This window comes from Streptococcus gallolyticus subsp. gallolyticus DSM 16831 (genome assembly GCF_002000985.1).
Taxonomy (GTDB): domain Bacteria; phylum Bacillota; class Bacilli; order Lactobacillales; family Streptococcaceae; genus Streptococcus; species Streptococcus gallolyticus.
Genome location: NZ_CP018822.1, coordinates 1,107,046 through 1,124,161 on the forward strand (window position 1 = coordinate 1,107,046; position 17,116 = coordinate 1,124,161).

The window sequence follows — 17,116 nt, forward strand, 5'->3', positions numbered from 1 at the left end:
AATATGGGAATTCGATCTTTATTTGGTAGCTTACGGGAAAAAATTATTGGTAAAAACCTCAAAATTGTTTTTCCTGAAGGAAATGACGAACGCGTGCTTCGAGCAGCCGCTCGTTTGAAATTCGAGGGATTAATTGAGCCGATTATTTTAGGAGACGCTAAAGAAGTTCGAGCTTTGCTTGCGAAATTTGGCTTCGCTGATCAAAATTATGTCATTATCAACCCAGCAGAATACGATCAATTTGATGAAATGAAAGAAGCATTTCTTGAAATTCGTAAGGGAAAAGTAACACCAGAAGATGCTGAGCGTTTGTTGCAAGATGTCAATTATTTTGGTGTCATGCTTGTCAAACTTGGCTTGGCTGACGGAATGGTTTCTGGTGCCATTCATTCAACCGCTGATACGGTTCGCCCAGCGCTTCAAATCATTAAAACGAAACCTGGCATTTCACGCACTTCAGGAGTGTTCTTGATGAATCGTGAAACAACAGAACAACGTCTTGTGTTTGCTGACTGTGCGATTAATATCGACCCTACCGCTCAAGAATTGGCTGAAATTGCTGTGAATACTGCGGATACGGCTAAAATTTTTGACATTGAACCAAAGATTGCAATGTTGAGTTTTTCAACGAAAGGAAGTGCTAAGGCGCCACAAGTTGAAAAAGTACAAACAGCAACTAAGATTGCTAAAGAAACACGTCCTGACATTCTTTTGGATGGTGAATTGCAATTTGATGCGGCATTTGTTCCAGGGACAGCGGCTGTAAAAGCACCAGATAGTGATATTGCAGGACAAGCAAATGTCTTTATCTTCCCAGACCTTCAATCAGGAAATATTGGTTACAAAATTGCTCAACGCTTAGGGATGTTTGAAGCTATTGGTCCAATCCTTCAAGGACTCAACAAGCCTGTGAATGATTTGTCACGTGGTTCAAGTGCTGAGGATATTTACAAATTAGCTATCATCACAGCTGCTCAAGCTATTGATGGTAACGACAATTAATAAAAATTAACAAAGCTCAGTTGGTTTTTCCGACTGGCTTTCTTGTCTTAATAAGAAAAGAGGAAATATGTCAAAAATTGCTTTAGTTACGGGAGCTTCTGCTGGATTTGGTAAAGCTATCGCTGAAAAATTAGTATCTGACGGTTATCGTGTCATTGCTAGTGCCCGCCGTTTGGAAAAATTGCAGAGCTTACAAGCAGCACTAGGTGAACAGAATGTTTACCCTCTTCAAATGGATGTCTCACAAACACAAGCTATTGATGAAGCTTTGGCTTCTTTGCCTAAAGAGTGGCGAGAAATTGACATTCTGGTTAACAATGCAGGCTTAGCACTTGGCTTGGATAAGGCATACGAAGCAGATTTTTCAGATTGGCTGACAATGATTAATACGAATATCATTGGTTTGACTTATTTAACTCGCCAAATTTTGCCAGATATGGTTAAACGTAATACTGGTATGATTATCAATCTTGGGTCAACTGCTGGTACAGTTCCTTATCCTGGGGCTAATGTTTACGGGGCTTCAAAAGCTTTCGTGAAACAATTTTCATTGAACTTGCGTGCGGATCTTGCAGGCACTAAAATTCGGGTTACCAATATTGAACCAGGTCTTTGTGAGGGAACAGAATTTTCAAATGTTCGTTTTAAAGGCGACAATGAACGCGCTGAAAAACTCTACGATGGCGCACATGCTATTAAAACAGAAGATATTGCTAACACCGTTTCTTGGGTGGCAAGCCAACCTTCTCATGTCAATATCAACCGCATTGAAATAATGCCTGTTTCCCAATCTTTCGGACCACAACCCGTTTACCGAGATTAAAAAAGAGCCATATGGCTCTTTTCATCATTCCTATAAATCATTACCAATAGAAGGTCCTGATGTGGTGTCAGACCAAGCAACGATAGCTTGACCAGTTTCTTTTAGATAACTAGACAGAAGTGGTTTTAAGTCTTGAATGTAAGTTATGATACCAAGTGATTGACCAGAAGTATCTAAAATCAGCTGATAAGTTTGCGTTAAGATGACATCAAAACTATCTGTCGGTATTTGCAAATGTAGGCTTTTTTCTGGAGATTGATGCAGGCTTTGCCAAATCCATTCAGAAAGTTTCTCGCTTTCATTTTCTGGAAAAAATGAACCGTCAGAGCGATTGTTGCTATAAATGAGCTTTAAATTGTTATCATAAAAACTAGCTCGGTAGGGAAGATGAGCCAGTAATGCTTTAATGTTTTTCATGTTATCAATCATAACGATTTTATCAGAAAAGCACAACTAAACTGTTTGTAAGCTGCTATGAGGGAACTTGCACATGCATTGTCTTGAACATTCAGAGGATAATATCAGAAAACGCTAACATCATACTATCTTCTTGCTAACAAACTGTTTATAATAGATAACAAAGATAGGTTGGAGGAAAACGATGAGTAAGATTATTTTTTTAGACGTCGATGGAACATTAGTGGATTATCATAATCGCGTGCCAGAGTCTGCTGTCAAAGCAATTCAACAAGCGCGTCAAAATGGACATTATGTCTTTGTTTGCACGGGACGTAGTCGTGCAGAAATGCAGCCTGAGCTATGGGAAATTGGTCTTGATGGCATGATTGGTGGCAATGGTTCTTATGTTGAACATAACGGTCAGGTGATCATGCACCAGTTGATTTCAAAAGAGGATGCCAAAGCTATTGTTGACTGGCTACACGAACGTGGGTTGGAATTTTACTTAGAATCAAATAATGGTCTTTTTGCTTCGGAAAATTTCAAAGAAGTTGCCCGCCCAGTAATGCGACAATATGCGCTTTCTAAAGGCAAAACTGCGGCAGAAGTTGAACATATGGAAGCAGAAGATGCTCTTCATGGCTTGATTTATGGCGGCGAATTGTATCGTGATGATTTGAATAAGGTCAGCTTTATTCTTAATTCTTACCAAGACCATTTGGATTCAGCCAAAGCTTTTCCAAGTTTAAAAGCTGGAACATGGGGTGGTCGTGGTGAAACGGCGTTATTTGGAGACCTCGGTGTTAAAGATATTACCAAAGCACACGCAATTGATGTTCTTTTGGAGCACTTGCAAGCTGATAAAAAGGATACCATTGCTTTTGGTGATGCTAAGGTTGATATTCCCATGCTAGAATATTGTGAAATTGGTGTCTCAATGGGAAATGGCGGTCCAGAAATTCTTGCTATGGCAGACATGGTAACCGATGACGTTGAGGAAGACGGACTTTATAATGCCTTTGAAAAATTGGGATTAATTTAAAACAAAGAAAACTGCTTGGCAGAGGCGTTGAGCAGTTTTTTGATATTTTATTGAGATTCTTAACATTGGTTCATATGATAGTACAAGGAATGCGTTTTATATCATTAGTTTTTGTTTGATTTTAACGATATAATATTATTGAAAAATCATTAGTGAGGAGATTTTTATGTTACACAAAAATTTAAAACCATTTCCAGAACATTTTTTGTGGGGAGCTTCAACGTCAGCTTATCAAGTTGAAGGAGCTGCTTTGGAGGACGGCAAAGGTCCGTCATGCCAAGACGTGAAAGAAATTCCTGCAGGAACAGCTGATTTGTCAGTTTCAGTTGACCATTATCATCATTACAAAGAAGATATTGCTCTAATGGCAGAAATGGGCTTCAAATCATATCGCTTCTCCATTTCTTGGACACGTGTTTTGCCGAATGGAACAGGCGAGGTTAATCCAAAAGGGATTGAATTCTACAATAATTTGATTGACGAATGTTTGAAATATGACATTGAACCAATCGTCACAATGTTCCACTTTGATATGCCAGCGGCGCTTGATGAACGTGGTTCTTGGTCAACACATGATTCTGTTGATTGGTTCGCTGAATATGCGCGTGTCTTGTTTGAAAACTTCGGTGACCGTGTTAAATATTGGCTAACAATCAATGAACAAAACATGCTAACATTGGTTGGTCCAGTTATCGGTACGCTTCATGTGCCAGAAGGAACAACTAATCTCACTAAAGAGATTTACCAACAAAATCATCACCAATTGGTTGCGCAAGCTAAAGCAATGCAACTTTGCCATGAAATGCTTCCTGATGCTAAAATTGGTCCAGCGCCAAATATCTCTTTGGTTTACCCAGCGTCATCAAAACCAGAAGATGTTATTGCTGCTCAAAACTTCAATGCGCTTCGTAATTGGCTTTATTTAGATGCTTATGTTTTCGGTGAATATAATAACCTAGCTTGGGCATATTTGGAAGAAAATGATGCTTTGCCAACGGTTACTGATGAGGACCGTGCTATCATGAAAGCAGCTAAACCTGATTTTATTGGCTTTAACTATTACAATACAGCGACTGTTGAAGCTTCTGACGGTAGTGAAGTCGCAGGCGCTAATGGCGACCAACAATCAAATCAAACTTTCCCAGGCTTTGCGAAGAGTGTTGACAATCCAAATCTTGTGAAAACAGAATTTGGTTGGGAAATTGACCCTGTTGGTTTCCGTGCAACTGTTCGCGAAATGTACAGCCGTTACCGTTTACCACTTTTAGTCACTGAAAATGGTCTCGGAGCCTATGATACTTTGACAGAAGACGGCAAAATTCACGATAACTACCGTATCGAATACCTTCGCCAACACATTGCACAAATCCAATTGGCTATTTCTGACGGTGTTGATATGCTTGGTTACAATCCATGGTCGGCAATCGACCTCATCTCAACACACGAAGGTATCCGTAAACGTTATGGCTTTATTTACGTCGACCGTACAGATGAAGAAGTAGGCAGCCTCAAACGCTACCGCAAAGATTCCTTCTTCTGGTACAAGAAAGTCATTGCCGCAAATGGACAAGATTTGTCAGATTGATAAATAAAACGTTAAAAGAACTGATTCAGATTAGAATTGGTTCTTTTTATTTTCTAACAGCCTTAATTCAGAAATAAAATACTATCTAGTCTTTATTTTTTATTAAAAATAAAAAACAATCATTTAAAAAGTATATTGTTTATGTTATATTAGTATATATTTTTAAAGAAAGTTGAAGGTAATTTTATTTTTATGAGTGAAGAATTAAGGAAAAAAGAACGTCAACGATTTACAATACGGAAAACAAAAGCTTGGGGAGCATGCTCAGTACTTTTAGGCTTGAGCATTCTTTTTGTATTGTCGCCAGTAAGTGTCAAAGCAGATGATGCAACAAACTCAGTTTTAGAAAATACCACAGTAGTGGAAGATCCGAATGAGACTTTGTCTGTAGATACAGATGATTCTAGCACTACACCAGAAAACAATAATGATGATAATTTTTCTGAAGCGCAGGAAGAGAGCTCTGTAGAAAATGACATTAAGTCGAAAAATCTTAATGCTTTATCACAATCTGCCCTATCATCTAATAGTTTGTCGAGTGATGCGAATGATGAAGTATCGACGGTTACAATTTCTTATACTATTAATTATGTTAATTCGGAAGATAACTCGATTGTATCAACAAAAACTGCTTCGGTTGATGTGGAATCTACTACTGATACTGAAGTAGCATCGACTACAGTTACAGAAAAATCTGAAGCGATTTCTGGATATAGTATTGCAAGTGGTACTTCAAATATTATTACAACAACCCTGACTGAAGGCGAGGAAAACGTCATAACATTTTACGTGATACCTTCGGAAAGTACAACGAAAGATGTGACAGGGGTGGAAACTGTTTATTCACGCGATACATCTGCAACAACGAATAATGATAGTACAGTAGCTAATGAAACAGGGGAATATTGGCCAAATACAAACGGTGAGATACTTTCTGAATATGCAAAAAGCATTACTACTAGTTTTGCCACAGCACAAGTTTATTCTGATGAGTATAGTGCAACGCCAACACTTGTAAATTACTCTGATTTACTACTTTATGTAAACGGTGAACAAGTAGACGTTGCTACGTTAATAAGCGATGGTAGTTCAGGAAATCCAAGTTCTATAGCGACAAATTTATTTGGTGAAAATACTTATTTTTATGTTAAAAATGCTTTTTCTATCTATAATCAAGAGACTGGGCAAATAGATGTGTATAGCATGAAATGGACATTGCAGTCTGTTAACTATTCAACAGATGATACTACTATCGGTTTTAGTGTTTATGAGACAGGTAGCGGTCGTGTAAATACTTTCTTAAGTTTGGGATCAGGTTCACAGGTGCAGCAACGTGGTAATTACATTAATAGCCATGTTCAATTTTTCAAAGTAGTTGATAGCGAAAATGCTGGAAGTGTATCCGTTGAAGAAGCTATAGCGGCAGGCTATATTGAATCATCTGCTGTAAAAATACACTTGGGTTATGCTGATATTGACGCTGATGAATCTGTGGAAATCACAGAAAGTATCATTAAAAATGTTTATGTCTCAGAAAATATAGCACTGGCTTATCAAGTTACAGATGATGGTTTTTTGGCAGTGACTCGCAAGTATAACGATACAAGCAATGTTAGTGAAACAACAGAAGGGCAAGCATATTTTCTTATGGAACTAGATGTTCCTGCTGATGGTTTCGATATTTCTATTAGCACTGTAGGAACTAAGCTAGATGCTTCAGGAAATAATATTGTTGGACAAGGTTCCAAAGTTGCTCCAAGTATTTTATCGACTATTAAGTATCCTCAAAAACTTTTTATCAATTATTATGAATTAGATGAATATGGAAACAAGACGACTATTAAACTTCAAGATAGTGTCGTAGGAAACGGTTATTCTGGTGATTTATATACTGATGCTGTCGATGAAAATGGTGATAAAATTAGTTTAACTCCACCAAGTACAATCACAGATACCGAAGGAAATGTTTGGGTATTAATTTCTGATAGGACTGATGGAACAAAAAATACACGTTTTATAGATGGGACAACTGAATCTATTAATTATTACTATGCGTTATTGACAGGAGATGTTATTGTCCATTATGTTGATGAGTCAGGCAACTCAATTTCTGATGATATTTTAGACACAGAAAATGGGAACAATGGTTCTTCATACGATACGACAGATAATAAGTTAACTTCTATTACTTCAAATGGAAAACTTTACCACTTGGTAGGGGTTGGTGTGGAAGATAGTGATGGTGCATTAACTTTTACTAGTGATGGAAAAGTTATTACATCAGAAACGTCATCAGAGGAGCAAGGATATCTAACTTCTACTTCAACATCGACTACGGAAATAACATCATCATATGATTCAACGACAGAGCCTTCGACTATAACTGTCACGACAGAGAACCGAGATGAAACCACAAGAGAATTATTATCGATTACCGAAGTGACAACTACTATCACTGTAAGTGCGGTTGAAGGTTCGGATGAAAATCTTGTGACTAAAAACGTTACAACTACAATAATCACGATACCTACAGTTGAAGTCACTTATGTTTACAAGCTCGTTACCGGCGATGTTCTGGTTCATTATGTCGATAAAAATGGCAACATCATTTCTGATGATGTGGTCGATGAAGAAAACACCCCGGTCAACGATACTTATGACACGACCGACCACAAGCCAAGTGAAATCAGCTATAACGACCACACTTATCGCCTAGTTCCGTCATTAACCGAAGGTGCTGAAACTGGTACAGTTGTTGAAGGTACAACTGAGGTAACCTATGTTTATGAATTGGTAACCGGCGATGTGTTGGTTCACTACGTTGATAAAGCCGGCAATACTATCTCTGCTGACGTGGTTGATGAGGAGAATACCCCAGTTAACGACACTTATGACACGACCGACCACAAGCCAAGCGAAATCACTTACGGCGGTCACACTTATCGCTTAGTTCCGTCATTAACAGAAGGCAACGAAACCGGCACAGTCGTTGAAGGCACCACTGAAGTAACCTATGTTTACGAATTGGTAACTGGTGATGTTATCGTTCATTATGTCGATAAGGACGGTAATATCATTTCTGCTGATGTTGTTGATGAGGAGAACGCCCCAGTCAACGACACTTATGACACGACCGACCACAAACCAAGTGAAATTACTTATGGTGGTCACACTTATCGTCTAGTTCCAACATTGACTGAGGGTGCAGAAACTGGCACAGTCGTTGAAGGTATAACTGAGGTCACTTATGTTTATGAACTGGTAACCGGTGACGTTGTTGTTCACTACGTCGATAAAACTGGCAATACTATCTCTGCTGACGTGGTTGATGAAGAAAACGCCCCAGTCAATGATGAATATGACACAAGGGATCATAAACCAAGCGAAATCAGCTATAACGACCACACTTATCGTTTAGTTCCGTCATTAACGGAAGGCAATGAAACCGGCACAGTCGTTGAAGGAACAACCGAGGTGACTTACGTTTATGAATTGGTAACCGGTGATGTTCTGGTTCATTATGTCGATAAAACTGGCAATCCGATTTCCGATGATGTGATTGATGAAGAAGCTGCGCCAGTCAATGATACTTATGACACGACGGATCATAAGCCATCTGAAATTAATTATGACGACCATATTTATCGTCTAGTTCCGTCATTAACGGAAGGTGACGAAACTGGAACAATTGTCGAAGGCACAATTGAGGTGACTTACGTTTATGAACTGGTAACCGGCGATGTTCTGGTTCATTATGTCGATAAAGATGGCAACACCATTTCTGATGATGTGGTTGATGAAGAAGATGCCCCAGTCAATGATGACTATGATACAACGGATCATAAGCCGACAGAAATTTCGTATAATGGTCACATCTATCGTCTAGTTCCAACATTGACTGAAGGCAACGAAACTGGTCAAGTTGTCGAAGGAACGACTGAAGTGACTTACGTTTACGAGCTCGTTACCGGCGATGTGCTTGTTCACTACGTTGATAAGGATGGCAACACCATTTCTGATGATGTGGTTGATGAGGAGAATGCACCAGTCAATGATGCCTATGATACGACGGACCATAAGCCGACAGAAATTTCACATAATGGTCACATCTATCGCCTAGTTCCATCATTAACGGAAGGTGACGAAACTGGCACGGTCGTTGAAGGTACAACTGAAGTGACTTACGTTTATGAATTGGTAACAGGTGATGTGCTTGTTCACTACGTTGATGAGGATGGCAATCCAATCGCAACTGATGTGATTGATGAAGAAGCTGCCCCAGTCAACGACAAATATGATACGACGGACCATAAGCCAAGTGAAATCAGCTATAACGACCACACTTATCGCTTAGTTCCGTCATTAACGGAAGGTAACGAAACTGGAACAATTGTCGAGGGCACAACCGAGGTGACTTACGTTTACGAGCTCGTTACTGGCGATGTGCTTGTTCACTATGTTGATAAGGACGGTAATATTATTTCTGCTGACGTGGTTGATGAGGAGAACACCCCAGTCAATGATGACTATGATACAACCGACCACAAACCAAGTGAAATTACTTATGGTGGTCACACTTATCGCTTAGTTCCATCATTAACCGAAGGCGACGAAACCGGCACAGTCATTGAAGGCACAACTGAAGTCACTTATGTTTATGAACTGGTAACCGGTGACGTTGTTGTTCACTATGTCGATAAGGATGGTAACACGATCTCGGATGACGTGGTCGATGAAGATGGTGCACCAATTAATGATTCTTACGATACAACGGATCATAAACCAAGTGAGATCACATATAACGGTCATGTTTACCGTATTGACACAACTGCGACTGAAGGTAACGAAACTGGCACGGTCGTTGAAGGTATAACCGAAGTCACTTATGTTTATGAACTGGTAACCGGTGATGTGTTGGTTCACTATATTGATAAGGCTGGCAATCCAATTTCTGATGATGTGGTCGATGAAGAGAATGCACCGGTCAATGACGCATATGACACGACTGACCACAAGCCAAGTGAAATTACTTATGGTGGTCACACTTATCGCCTAGTTCCGTCATTAACGGAAGGTAACGAAACTGGAACAATTGTCGAAGGCACAACTGAAGTCACTTATGTTTATGAACTTGTTACTGGCACAGTCGTTGAAGACATACCTGAAGTGGCCTATGTTTACGAATTGGTAACCGGAAATGTGCTTGTTCACTACGTGGATAAAGACGGTAATTCAATCGCAGATGATGTAGTTGATGAAGAAGCTGCGCCAGTCAATGATACTTATGACACGACGGATCATAAGCCATCTGAAATTAATTATGACGGCCATATTTATCGCCTAGTTCCGTCATTAACGGAAGGCAACGAAACTGGTACAATCGTCGAGGGCACAACTGAGGTCACTTATGTTTATGAATTGGTAACAGGTGACGTTATCGTTCACTATGTCGATAAGGATGGCAACACCATTTCTGCTGATGTGATTGATGAAGAAGCTGCCCCAGTCAATGACGAGTACGATACAACGGATCATAAGCCGACAGAAATTTCGTATAATGGTCACATCTATCGCCTAGTTCCGTCATTAACCGAAGGTGCTGAAACTGGTATAGTTGTTGAAGGTACAACCGAGGTGACTTACGTTTACGAGTTGGTAACAGGTGACGTTGTCGTTCATTATGTTGATAAAGACGGTAATCCAATCGCAGATGACGTAGTCGATGAAGAAGCTACTCCAGTTAACGATGAATATGATACGACAGACCACAGACCGACTACGATAACAGTTGACGGTGTGACTTATCATTTGGTGGAAAGTGAGTTGCCAAGTAACGAAATTGGTAAGGTATCGGAAGGTGTTACAGAAGTTACTTATATTTATCAAAAAGAAATAATAGAAGTAGTAACACATCATATTGATGAAAATGGCAATCCCGTAGCAGATGATGAACGTGGCACAACTCCACATAAGACACCAGAAGAACTTCCTGAATACGAGTTTGTTAAAACAACGACTGATGAATTTGGTAATACCACTCATATCTACAAAAAAGTAGAAAAACCAGTTGTAAGAAAAACTGTAGCACCACCTACAGACAATCCTCAAAAACACGAAACTAATGTAAAAACTGTTATTAATCCTACAGATAATAAGGCTCAATCTAACGATTTCTTGCCAAATACTGGTAATGAAAACAGCAGTATGACATCACTTGCTGGAATGCTTGTGACGTTTATTGCTACTTTATTATTTAGAAAAAAACGTAAGGATAACTAGTAAGGCTTAATTATAGATAATAAGCATTCCTTCTGTTTACATTATAAGGATAAAACAACACCCCAAAAGTTGGTTCACTTTTGGGGTGTTGTTGTGTAATAAAGTTATTTATATCACTAAACCTCTGTAAATTGTTTTTTCTTGAGTTCAAACGTGACGTCTGTTTCTTGAGCGACAGCTGTTTCGTGAGTGACGATAATAACGGTTTTATTTTGCTTATGTGCAATATCTTTGAAGATATTGACAATGTCTTGTGTTGTTTCTTCGTCCAAGTTTCCTGTCGGTTCGTCAGCGATAATTAAATCATGTTCTGTTGCTAAAGCGCGAACGATAGCAACACGCTGTTGTTGCCCACCAGAGAGTTGAAGAACTGGCTTGTCAATCATTTCTTTGGGAATACCAACGAGTTCAAAAAGTTCTTCGATTTTGGCATTGTCCACGGGTTTGTTAGAGATTTCTAGCGCCGTTTGAACATTTTGACGAGCAGTCATGTAGGTCATTAAATTATAAGCTTGGAAAATCGTTGAAACAGAGTTTTTACGATAATTGGTCAAACCAGATTTATTGATATCATTATCTTCCAAATAAATTTCACCAGCTTTGGGGCTATCTAAGCCAGCTAGTAGAGAAAGGAAAGTTGTTTTTCCGCTTCCTGACTGACCAAGAATAGAGTAAACTTTCCCTTTTTCAAAGGTTAGATTAACGTCTTTAAAAAGATAATCGTCAGGATTGTTGGTGTACCAATAACCGATATTATGTGTTCGTAAAGTCATTTCTTAGTCCTTTCTAGTTAGATGATAAGATATCCTTAGGTTTCATGCGGATAATGCCAATACTTGCAAGAATTGTTGAAACAAATGAAATCAGAAGTGCAATTCCACCAAGTTTTGCGACATCAGTTCCTGTTAATTTGATATCAAGGTCATCGATTTCTTGAGTTGAAGAGGTTGCCATTGATACCATATTACCCATGCCGCCACGACCGCCTCCGCCACCAGGGGCACCAGATTTTTGACCAGAATCACTATTGTTGCTGTCAGAAGAATTAGTATCTTGACCAGGACCACCGCCATTTTGTCCTGAAGTTTGGGTCGTTTGTTCGGTAGAAGTTGATGATGACAAGAGCTGATTACCGAGCGCATTTCCCACAAAATTACCAGCAAATGAAGCAATAATAAGTGATACCACCGTTACCATGAAGAGTTCCATAAAGAATTGACCGATAATCTTAATGCGATTTTCACCGAGGCTCATCAGAACACCAATTTCATAACGACGTTCGCGAATGCTAAGGATAACAATAAGTGTCAAGATAACAGCGCCAGCGATTGCTACCAAGATAACGATGTTTTGAGCGATTGATGAAATATTGTTAAGTGGTGAAAGCATTTGTTCGTAGATTTCATCACTTGAAGTGACAGAGTAAGAATCAGTATCGATTTCAGATTCTACTTCGTCAACGAAATCGTCCATATCTTCTGGATTTGAGAGAGTATAAACAGCTGAATCAAGTGTGTCTGTTTCACCTTTCATTGTATCTGCTGTTGTTAGATTGGTGTAGATATTGTTTTGAGGATTTGAAGCATTAGACATCATTTGAGCCGTAGTAGCTGTTGATGAATTCTCATAGATACCAACGACAGTCAATGTATAACTTGTTTCAGTATCATCTACGGTTGTTGTTACGGTAAAGGTATCTCCGACACTAAGGTCATTAGCGTCAGCTAAATCTGAAGAAATCACCGCAGAATTATCCGCAGTATCAGACGTGATACCAACACCGTCAGTGATTTCACTTGTGCCAGATGTAAAGTCACTCACGTAATCAGTGCTGTTGACACCTGTAATGGTAAAGTCACCAGATGTCATTTCCATACCGCCACGACCAGAGGGTTGATTGCTATCAGATGAATCATCGCTGCTTGAATCTGAATCATCTGAAGAAGATGAAGATGATGTCGAAATAGCAGAAATATCATCACCAGCTGTTGCTGTCGTTGTTGTGGTAAAGAGATAAGAAGCTACGCCGTCTTTTTCAGCGATAGACTCGGCTGTCGCAAGGTCAACAGAAGTAGTTGCTGAACTATCGTCACTAGAATCATCAGAACTGCTGTCGCTGTCAGGATTGAAAGCTTTCATCATCGCTTCCCGATTAACAGATAAGGTGACTGTTGCGCCAGCTTCACTTTTGGCTGATTCGACAGCTGAATCGGCAGCATTTTTAATGGTCAATCCAGCTAAAACGAAAATTAAAATAGCACTAGTTACTAAAATTAGTAGTGCCGTACGTCCTTTCTTTGCTTTTGTCGCAAGCCAAGCTCGCTTAATAAAGTTCATATAAAACTCTCCTTTGAAATTTTGATACGAAAGAAGTATAGACAACTTGTCTTAATTTCAACTGAAAGAAAACTGAAACAAAACTTAAATCATTTTGTCACGCTTTAAACATAAAAAACATACGTTAAAAACGAACATTTTAAAAATACAAAATAAAATAATTGACATAAAACGAACGGTAGTGTAAAATAATAATGGAAAGGTAAGTTTTTACCTAGCGATGCTCTGCTATTTTCAGACGTAGGAGAGTTATAGGAAGGTCATTTTTTAATGAAAGAGTTTCTAACTATTAGGCAAACTCTACTATCAAAAAGTGACTTTCTTTTTTAGTTAAGACATTTTTGACAGGTTGGAGTTGCGGTAGCAGAAACTATGGAGAAACTGATATGTATAACGAAATGCCTGTCTTTGATTACGAAGATATCCAATTGATTCCAAACAAATGTATCATCAGTAGTCGTTCGGAAGCTGACACGCAAGTGACACTTGGCGATTATACCTTTAAATTGCCTGTTATTCCTGCCAATATGCAGACCATTATTGATGAAAACATCGCAGAAGATTTGGCTAAGAATGGGTATTTTTACATTATGCACCGTTTTGATGAAGAGGCTCGTAAACCATTTGTTGAGCGTATGCACGAACAAGGGTTAATTGCGTCTATTTCAGTAGGTGTTAAAGACTATGAGTACGATTTCGTCACAAGTTTAAAAGATGATGCGCCTGAATTTATCACAATTGACATTGCCCATGGACATTCTGATAGTGTGATTAACATGATTCAACACATCAAAAAAGAATTGCCTAAAACCTTTGTCATTGCTGGTAATGTTGGAACGCCAGAGGCTGTTCGTGAGTTGGAAAATGCTGGCGCTGATGCTACGAAAGTTGGGATTGGTCCAGGGAAAGTCTGTATCACTAAAGTAAAAACTGGCTTTGGAACGGGTGGGTGGCAATTAGCTGCGCTTCGTTGGTGTGCCAAAGCTGCTCGTAAGCCGATTATTGCTGACGGCGGAATTCGTACGCACGGCGATATTGCCAAGTCAATCCGCTTTGGTGCAACAATGGTTATGATTGGTTCATTATTTGCAGGGCATTTGGAAAGCCCAGGAAAATTGGTCGAAGTAGATGGTGAGCAGTATAAAGAATATTACGGTTCAGCTTCTGAATACCAAAAAGGTGAACATAAAAACGTCGAAGGAAAGAAAATTTTATTACCAGTCAAAGGGCATTTGAAAGATACTCTGGTTGAAATGCAAGAAGACCTTCAAAGTGCAATTTCCTATGCTGGTGGACGTGATTTGCACAGCTTAACACGTGTTGATTACGTCATCGTTAAAAATTCCATTTGGAATGGTGATTCGATTTAAGTTTGAAATATATAAAAGCCGCTCTTTTTTTGAGTGGCTTTCTTTGTATGTTAATGATAAAACTCTGAGAATGCTTTATTTAAAGTGGCATCTGTCTCGGCTAGTATCTCTTCCTTAGAACGAACAGCAGTTCCTTGAGCTCTGACAAGGTGGAAAGCGTCAAAACCCATGATTTCTTGGAAAATGCCACGAATGTAGTTAGGAGCAAAATCCAAAGTTGTATAGCGGTCTTGATTAGTGTAAATAGAACCGCTGGCAAGAAGCAAAAGCACTTGGTAATCATCGGTCATTAGCCCAACAGAGCCATTTTCAGTATATTTGAATGTTTCACGAGCAATCAAGATATTGTCAATATAGTCTTTCATTCGTGAGGTCACATTGAAATTATGCAAAGGTGACACAATAACGATACGGTGGTGATCTTTAAACTGTTCTAACAATGCTTGCGATTGTTTTGCTAGAGCTAATTCAGCTTCAGTCAATGGAAGATTGTCAGCTTGTTTTTTCCAAATTCCTAATAATTCGTCTTGTTCAATGCGTGGGATGTCTGTCGCATAAAGATTTAAAATTGTGAGATCATCGTTTGAAAATCGGACAGCGTATTTATCAAGGAATTTTTCTTGCAAAGTCGCACTAAAACTGTTGTTATTTTGGTAATCAGGGTGTGCATTTATTAGTAAAGTTTTCATCTTTGTGTTCTCCAATTCTTTTTGATATACTAAGCATAACACTAAATGGTGTCAAAATATGACACCGATAAGGAAAGAAAAGATGAAAAAATCAGAACGCCTTAACCACGAACTTATTTTTCTGTCAGAACGCCCATTTTTTCAATTGAAAGATTTAATGGCAGAATTTCAGATTTCAAAACGAACAGCTTTGCGAGACATGGCTGCACTAGAAGATATGGGACTGGCTTTTTATACGGAAACTGGTAAAAACGGTGGCTATCATCTGGTTAGTCAGACCTTGCTGACACCGATTTATTTCACCCAAGACGATTTGACAATGATTTTTTATGCCTTAAATTCATTGCGCAGACTTTCTGTGACACCATTTGATAAAAGTTATCCGCAGATATTTGAAAAACTTTTGGTCTCTTTATCGACAGCACAGCGAGAATATGTTTTAAAAATCTTAAACGTTTTGGAATTTTACGATGTTCCTGTCATTTCATCTAGCACATTTTTGCGCGAATTATTGGAAGCGACGGTAGATGAGCATATTTTACACATTGACTATAAGCAAACGGAGCGCTTACAGCAGTTGATACAAGTCTATAAAGTTTTTTATCGTAGTGGGATTTGGTTTTTTGAAGCTTATTTGGTGGATGAGGACAAATGGAAAACCTATCGTGTGGATTGTTTGCTTGCTTGTGAGAGGGCAGAAAACCAAGAAAACCGTCAAAAGCGCACGCAGTTAGAGAAGTCTTTTAGGGCATTTTACCAAGATTATCTGACAATTTCTTTTAAGTGCGAAATCGATGGTGCTGGAAAAGAGCATTTTTTAAAGGGGGCTTATCGTGATATGCAACTCCACGAAGAAAATGGTCAGTATTATATTGTAGGACATTTTAGTAGAGAAGAATTGGACTATATGGTACAATACTTAATCACTTTTGGAAAACATTTAACTGTGATGGAGCCTGATTTTTTACGCGAGGCTTATTTAGCAGAATTACAAGAAATCGTTGACCGCTACGCACAATAAAGGAGGAAAAGTAGTGATGAACAAAGGAAGATTGGAAGCTTTTACAGATGCCATTGTTGCCATTATTATAACGATATTAGTTTTGGAATTGCCAAAGCCAGATAGCTATACCATCTCGACGCTTTTTGAACATTGGCAAGCTTACATTGCTTACATATCATCGTTTACCTTGTTATTAGGTGTTTGGTATAATCATCATAATTTATTTAAATCAATTGAAGTGATTGACCGCAGGGTCTTTTGGGTTAATGGTGTGTGGTTATTGATTCAGTCATTTATCCCATTTGTAACTTCATGGATTGGTGATTATCCTGATCACGCCCAACCTTTGGTGACCTTTATTGTACTGAGCATATTGTGGACCATGTCTTATCGATTACTTTATCATTTCCTGAGTGAGATTAATGACCAAATGCCACCTTATCCTTATCGTGTAACGCTAAATATCATAACAGTTTATATTGTCTTGATTGTAATAGCGCTTATTCAACCGCTTTTAGGATTATTAGCCTTAGCTTCTTATAATATTTATGGTGTTTTTCGCCCAGCAGCATTTTAATGACTGTATT

The 17,116-nt window shown here is 38.8% G+C and carries 12 protein-coding genes; 8 read left to right on the top strand and 4 right to left on the bottom strand.

Going from position 1 to position 17,116, the window contains the following annotated elements:
- The first annotated feature begins 3 nt into the window (after window positions 1–3).
- Together pta and BTR42_RS05710 are read left to right on the top strand one after the other, a co-directional pair.
- Window positions 4–1,002 (top strand): phosphate acetyltransferase, encoded by a 999-nt coding sequence (pta, locus tag BTR42_RS05705; protein WP_009854120.1) that lies wholly within the window; start codon window positions 4–6, stop codon window positions 1,000–1,002.
- A gap of 67 nt (window positions 1,003–1,069) precedes the next feature.
- Complete coding sequence (locus tag BTR42_RS05710; RefSeq protein ID WP_077496776.1) at window positions 1,070–1,825, top strand: SDR family oxidoreductase; 756 nt, start codon at window positions 1,070–1,072, stop codon at window positions 1,823–1,825.
- Between the two features lie 30 nt (window positions 1,826–1,855).
- Here the strand turns inward: BTR42_RS05710 and BTR42_RS05715 are convergent, their stop codons facing one another.
- Window positions 1,856–2,254, bottom strand: coding sequence for a sodium transporter (locus tag BTR42_RS05715; RefSeq protein WP_077496778.1), 399 nt, complete (start codon window positions 2,252–2,254; stop codon window positions 1,856–1,858).
- Between the two features lie 172 nt (window positions 2,255–2,426).
- Here BTR42_RS05715 and BTR42_RS05720 point away from each other — a divergent pair, with 172 nt between their 5' ends.
- From BTR42_RS05720 to BTR42_RS05730, 3 genes are all read left to right on the top strand, one after another.
- Window positions 2,427–3,266, top strand: coding sequence for a Cof-type HAD-IIB family hydrolase (locus tag BTR42_RS05720; RefSeq protein ID WP_009854123.1), 840 nt, complete (start codon window positions 2,427–2,429; stop codon window positions 3,264–3,266).
- A gap of 166 nt (window positions 3,267–3,432) precedes the next feature.
- Window positions 3,433–4,851 carry a glycoside hydrolase family 1 protein gene (locus BTR42_RS05725; RefSeq protein ID WP_013643068.1) on the top strand — a complete coding sequence of 473 codons (1,419 nt, stop codon included), beginning with the start codon at window positions 3,433–3,435 and terminating at the stop codon, window positions 4,849–4,851.
- Window positions 4,852–5,043: 192 nt separating this feature from the next.
- Window positions 5,044–11,130, top strand: a complete 6,087-nt coding sequence (locus BTR42_RS05730) for a MucBP domain-containing protein (RefSeq protein ID WP_077496780.1) — start codon at window positions 5,044–5,046, stop codon at window positions 11,128–11,130.
- A gap of 116 nt (window positions 11,131–11,246) precedes the next feature.
- On the opposite strand, the gene BTR42_RS05735 is transcribed toward BTR42_RS05730, so the two are convergent.
- A complete protein-coding gene (locus BTR42_RS05735) occupies window positions 11,247–11,903 on the bottom strand; it encodes an ABC transporter ATP-binding protein (protein ID WP_012961928.1) in 657 nt (218 codons plus the stop codon).
- A 13-nt stretch (window positions 11,904–11,916) separates the two neighbouring features.
- Entirely contained in the window at window positions 11,917–13,467 is a 1,551-nt protein-coding gene (locus BTR42_RS05740; protein ID WP_012961929.1) for an ABC transporter permease, read from the bottom strand.
- Between the two features lie 386 nt (window positions 13,468–13,853).
- Between BTR42_RS05740 and guaC the strand changes: the two genes are divergently transcribed.
- On the top strand, window positions 13,854–14,837 hold the full coding sequence (guaC, locus tag BTR42_RS05745) for a GMP reductase (protein ID WP_003064628.1): 984 nt from the start codon (window positions 13,854–13,856) through the stop codon (window positions 14,835–14,837).
- A 50-nt stretch (window positions 14,838–14,887) separates the two neighbouring features.
- On the opposite strand, the gene BTR42_RS05750 is transcribed toward guaC, so the two are convergent.
- Window positions 14,888–15,526, bottom strand: a complete 639-nt coding sequence (locus tag BTR42_RS05750; protein WP_077496782.1) for an FMN-dependent NADH-azoreductase — start codon at window positions 15,524–15,526, stop codon at window positions 14,888–14,890.
- An 82-nt stretch (window positions 15,527–15,608) separates the two neighbouring features.
- Between BTR42_RS05750 and BTR42_RS05755 the strand changes: the two genes are divergently transcribed.
- Both BTR42_RS05755 and BTR42_RS05760 read left to right on the top strand, forming a co-directional pair.
- Window positions 15,609–16,547, top strand: a complete 939-nt coding sequence (locus BTR42_RS05755; protein ID WP_231873079.1) for a helix-turn-helix transcriptional regulator — start codon at window positions 15,609–15,611, stop codon at window positions 16,545–16,547.
- Window positions 16,548–16,563: 16 nt separating this feature from the next.
- Window positions 16,564–17,106, top strand: coding sequence for a TMEM175 family protein (locus BTR42_RS05760; RefSeq protein WP_077496786.1), 543 nt, complete (start codon window positions 16,564–16,566; stop codon window positions 17,104–17,106).
- The last annotated feature ends 10 nt before the right edge of the window (window positions 17,107–17,116 follow it).

Bases quoted from the DNA above. Each gene is read 5' to 3' on its own strand.
- BTR42_RS05715 (WP_077496778.1), bottom strand. From the start codon at position 2,254: ATGATTGATAACATGAAAAACATTAAAGCATTACTGGCTCATCTTCCC.
- pta (WP_009854120.1), top strand. From the start codon at position 4: ATGGGAATTCGATCTTTATTTGGTAGCTTACGGGAAAAAATTATTGGT.
- BTR42_RS05720 (WP_009854123.1), top strand. From the start codon at position 2,427: ATGAGTAAGATTATTTTTTTAGACGTCGATGGAACATTAGTGGATTAT.
- BTR42_RS05750 (WP_077496782.1), bottom strand. From the start codon at position 15,526: ATGAAAACTTTACTAATAAATGCACACCCTGATTACCAAAATAACAAC.
- BTR42_RS05725 (WP_013643068.1), top strand. From the start codon at position 3,433: ATGTTACACAAAAATTTAAAACCATTTCCAGAACATTTTTTGTGGGGA.
- BTR42_RS05755 (WP_231873079.1), top strand. From the start codon at position 15,609: ATGAAAAAATCAGAACGCCTTAACCACGAACTTATTTTTCTGTCAGAA.
- BTR42_RS05740 (WP_012961929.1), bottom strand. From the start codon at position 13,467: ATGAACTTTATTAAGCGAGCTTGGCTTGCGACAAAAGCAAAGAAAGGA.
- BTR42_RS05735 (WP_012961928.1), bottom strand. From the start codon at position 11,903: ATGACTTTACGAACACATAATATCGGTTATTGGTACACCAACAATCCT.
- BTR42_RS05710 (WP_077496776.1), top strand. From the start codon at position 1,070: ATGTCAAAAATTGCTTTAGTTACGGGAGCTTCTGCTGGATTTGGTAAA.
- guaC (WP_003064628.1), top strand. From the start codon at position 13,854: ATGTATAACGAAATGCCTGTCTTTGATTACGAAGATATCCAATTGATT.
- BTR42_RS05760 (WP_077496786.1), top strand. From the start codon at position 16,564: ATGAACAAAGGAAGATTGGAAGCTTTTACAGATGCCATTGTTGCCATT.
- BTR42_RS05730 (WP_077496780.1), top strand. From the start codon at position 5,044: ATGAGTGAAGAATTAAGGAAAAAAGAACGTCAACGATTTACAATACGG.